At 43.6% G+C, this 3,684-nt stretch carries 5 protein-coding genes; all 5 read right to left on the bottom strand.

The genetic code is table 11. The features are described from left to right. The coding region (gene gltX, locus CVN76_RS30110; protein WP_100534249.1) for a glutamate--tRNA ligase at nt 1-857 on the bottom strand (857 nt) is incomplete at its 3' end. Nucleotides 858-947: 90 nt separating this feature from the next. Then, nucleotides 948-1,427, bottom strand: coding sequence for a 2-C-methyl-D-erythritol 2,4-cyclodiphosphate synthase (gene ispF, locus CVN76_RS30105; protein ID WP_100534248.1), 480 nt, complete (start codon nt 1,425-1,427; stop codon nt 948-950). A gap of 14 nt (nt 1,428-1,441) precedes the next feature. Further along, on the bottom strand, nt 1,442-2,125 hold the full coding sequence (gene ispD / locus CVN76_RS30100; RefSeq protein ID WP_100534247.1) for a 2-C-methyl-D-erythritol 4-phosphate cytidylyltransferase: 684 nt from the start codon (nt 2,123-2,125) through the stop codon (nt 1,442-1,444). Nucleotides 2,126-2,145: 20 nt separating this feature from the next. Continuing rightward, on the bottom strand, nt 2,146-3,240 hold the full coding sequence (locus tag CVN76_RS30095; protein ID WP_061141082.1) for a PIN/TRAM domain-containing protein: 1,095 nt from the start codon (nt 3,238-3,240) through the stop codon (nt 2,146-2,148). A 229-nt stretch (nt 3,241-3,469) separates the two neighbouring features. Further along, nucleotides 3,470-3,684: helix-hairpin-helix domain-containing protein (locus tag CVN76_RS30090; RefSeq protein WP_332850723.1), on the bottom strand; the 215-nt coding region annotated here is incomplete at its 5' end.

Genomic DNA, 3,684 nt, shown 5'->3' with positions numbered 1-3,684 from the left:
CAGCCAAGTAATGTAATGAAATTGAATAAGGCCTCAGGCAGGTATCCAAGTTCTTCATATTGCTCAATGAATTGAATGATCGATTCATCCCGTTTACTTAGTTTCTTCCTGCTTTCATTCACGATCAGTGTCATATGACCGAATACCGGTGGCTCCCAGCCGAATGCTTCATAGATCATCATTTGCTTCGGCGTGTTGGAAATATGATCGTCCCCGCGAAGCACATGGGATATCTTCATCAAGTGATCATCGACAGCTACCGCAAAGTTATAAGTCGGAACGCCATCCTTTTTGACGATGACAAAATCACCAAAACCATCCGTTTCAAACGAGACGTCATCCTTGACCATATCCTTGAAAGTAAGGACTTCCCCTGCAGGAACGGCAAAGCGGATGCTAGGCTTTCTTCCTTCAGCAACTAATTCCGCTTGCTCCTCCTCGGTTAAGTGCTTGCACTTTCCTGAATACTTCGGTGTTTCATTCCGCTCGACCTGACCTTCGCGTTCAGCTTCAAGCTCCTCTTCCGTGCAATAGCATTTATAAGCCAAGCCCTTATCCAAAAGCTCCTGATACAACTCCTGATAAAGGTCATTCCTTTCAGACTGACGATACGGACCATATTCGCCGCCGACATCAACGCCTTCATCCCATTCGATGCCAAGCCACTTTAAATATTTAAGCTGGCTTTCCTCGCCGCCTTCAATATTTCTCTTTTGGTCGGTATCTTCAATGCGGATGATGAATTTCCCGCCCTTGTTTCGTGCGTATAAATAATTGAATAATGCCGTCCGTGCATTCCCTATATGTAAATGTCCAGTCGGACTCGGTGCATAGCGAACTCGAATATCGCTGCTCATGATATAAATAGACCTCCCAGTCGTTCTTTTCTATTGTTCATTTTATCATTTATGGACGATTGGATAAAGGCATCCACTCTAAAAACGAATTTAGTTTGATTTAACCAATAAGACGACAGCCTGTGCCGCTATCCCTTCGCTTCTGCCCGTAAAACCAAGTTTCTCCGTAGTGGTCGCCTTTACATTGATTCTATCTGTCGAGGTATCGAGAAGCTCCGCTATCCTGACCCTTATATCCTCAATATGCGGTGCCATTTTTGGACTTTGGGCGATGATTGTACAGTCGGCATTGCCCAGTTCATATCCTTCTTTCTTTACGATTGCCCAAACATGGCGCAGCAACTTTGCCGAATCGGCATCTTTAAATTCCGGATCGGTATCCGGGAAATGCTTACCGATATCCCCTGCTCCAATTGCCCCTAGGCAGGCATCGGCAACTGTATGCAAAAGAACATCCGCATCGGAATGTCCTAACAGCCCCTTCTCATACGGGATCGTAATGCCGCCGATAATTAGTGGCCTTCCCTCAACAAGTTGATGAACGTCATATCCTTGTCCAATTCGAAACATATCAATATCCCCAATCATTTTCTTTTGTGTTTATGTAAAATCGCATCTGCAAAATAAAGATCTTCCTGAGTCGTAATTTTAATATTATCATAATTGCCCTCAATAATAACTACCTGTTCATCGATCCGTTCTAGCAAACTTGCATCGTCCGTCCCTAAAAAGGCTTCTGCCTCCGCCTGTTCATGCGCCCGCTTCAAGATGGATGCACGAAAAGCTTGTGGAGTTTGTACCGCCCACAAGCTTGATCGTTCCACCGTTTCCAATACCTTATTATCCGTCGCCCTTTTAATCGTATCCTTAACGGGGACAGCAATGACTGCTCCGCCATGAAGGGAAGCCGCTTCACACAAATCACTGATCTGCCCTTGATTGATAAAAGGACGGGCCCCGTCATGCACAAGGACGATTTCTTCTCCTGCATGCTGCAACCCATTATAAACGCTTTGCTGGCGCTCCCCGCCGCCCTTGACGAGTTCCTTGACCTTCTTAATCCCGTAAGCGGCCATCAACTGGTTGAAATGATCCTTTTCAGCCGGGTTTATCGAAAGGATGATTTTCCGGCAGTTGGGATCATCTTCAAAGACACGGAGCGTATAGACAATAATCGGGATGCCCGATAGTTCAATAAACAGTTTATTCTTGCCAGCCTTCATTCGTTTCCCTTGTCCAGCTGCAGGTATCACTACATCATAAAACATAACGGTTTCTCCTACTCTTCTTATAATGCTTTTTCTAATAGTTTCGGTTTAGCGAATATCATTCGGCCTGCAGATGTTTGCAGCACACTTGTGACAAGGACATCAATGCGTTTTCCGATATGGTCACGTCCGCCCTCGACCACGATCATCGTACCATCATCCAAATAGGCAATGCCTTGGTTCTGCTCTTTACCATCCTTAATGACTTGTACATTCATCTCTTCGCCAGGAAGTACAACAGGTTTAACGGCATTGGCCAGATCATTGATATTAAGGACCGCCACATTTTGAAACTCGCATACTTTATTTAAATTGAAATCATTTGTAACGACCATTCCGCCTGATATTTTGGCAAGCTTCACAAGTTTGCTGTCCACTTCCTGAATGTCTTCAAAGTCACCTTCGTACATTTCCACCTTAATCGGAAGGTCTTTCTGAATCCTGTTCAGGATATCCAAGCCTCGTCTGCCGCGATTCCTTTTCAAGGCATCAGATGAATCTGCAATATGCTGCAGTTCATTCAATACGAATTGAGGGATGACGATCGTGCCCTCCAGAAAGCCCGTTTGACAGATATCCGCAATCCTTCCGTCGATGATGACGCTTGTATCGAGAATCTTCAGTCGCTTGCTATACCCTTCCTCATCCTCACCGGCCTCACCATCGGCATTCTTTTTCTTATTACTTTTCGTGAATAAATTCAATAGCTCATCGCGTTTTTTAAAACCGACCTGGAACCCGAGATATCCGAACAAAAGCGTAAGGATGATCGGAACGACCGTATTTAAAATGGGAACACCGATGGCACTGAACGCGTAGCCAACCAAGAACGCCGCGAGCAGTCCGACCAAAAGACCGACACTGCCAAAAATGATGTCCGTAATCGGTATCTTAACGAGCTGTTCCTCCAGCCACTTCATAAAATAGATCACATGATCTACTGCCCAAAAAGTAATAAGATAAAAGATAATGGCACCCAACAGTACACTTACATAAGGATTGTTTAATAAAGCAATATCATCTGCATGTAAAACAACTAATAATTCAGGAATGAGTATCATACCAAGAGTTCCGCCGACTATTAAGAAGCATGCTTGTATAATGCGTTTTAACATCCCTTTCACCTCCCTCTACTCATTATTGACCAATAAAATAAAATGAAACCTTCGAAAATTCGTTTTCATTATATACGTGAAATTCACTTAAGGATTTAGTGGATTTAGTGGATTTACAAATATGACTCTTCTCTTTTTCGTAATATTAGCCTAGCACCCTGTGTTTTGGGTGTCAAAAATAAGCGCCAATCAATTTCAAGCTAAAATAGGAATTTTTTGAAGTTAAGCTTTACATCCTTCTATTTGTGACCAGCTGGTTTTTTAAAATGCGAAGACCCTCTTTAATTTTATTGGCACGGACTTCCCCAATGCCTTCAACATCATCAAGGTCTTCAACCGAAGCTTTGTTGACTTCGCTAAAGCTTTCGAACTGATTCACTAAATTTTCGATGATCAATACCGGCAGCCGCGGGATTTTATGGAGGATGCGATAACCGCGGGGAT

It is taken from the genome of Bacillus sp. mrc49 (assembly GCF_002803435.1).
This window is presented reverse-complemented; position numbering and strand designations above follow the sequence as displayed.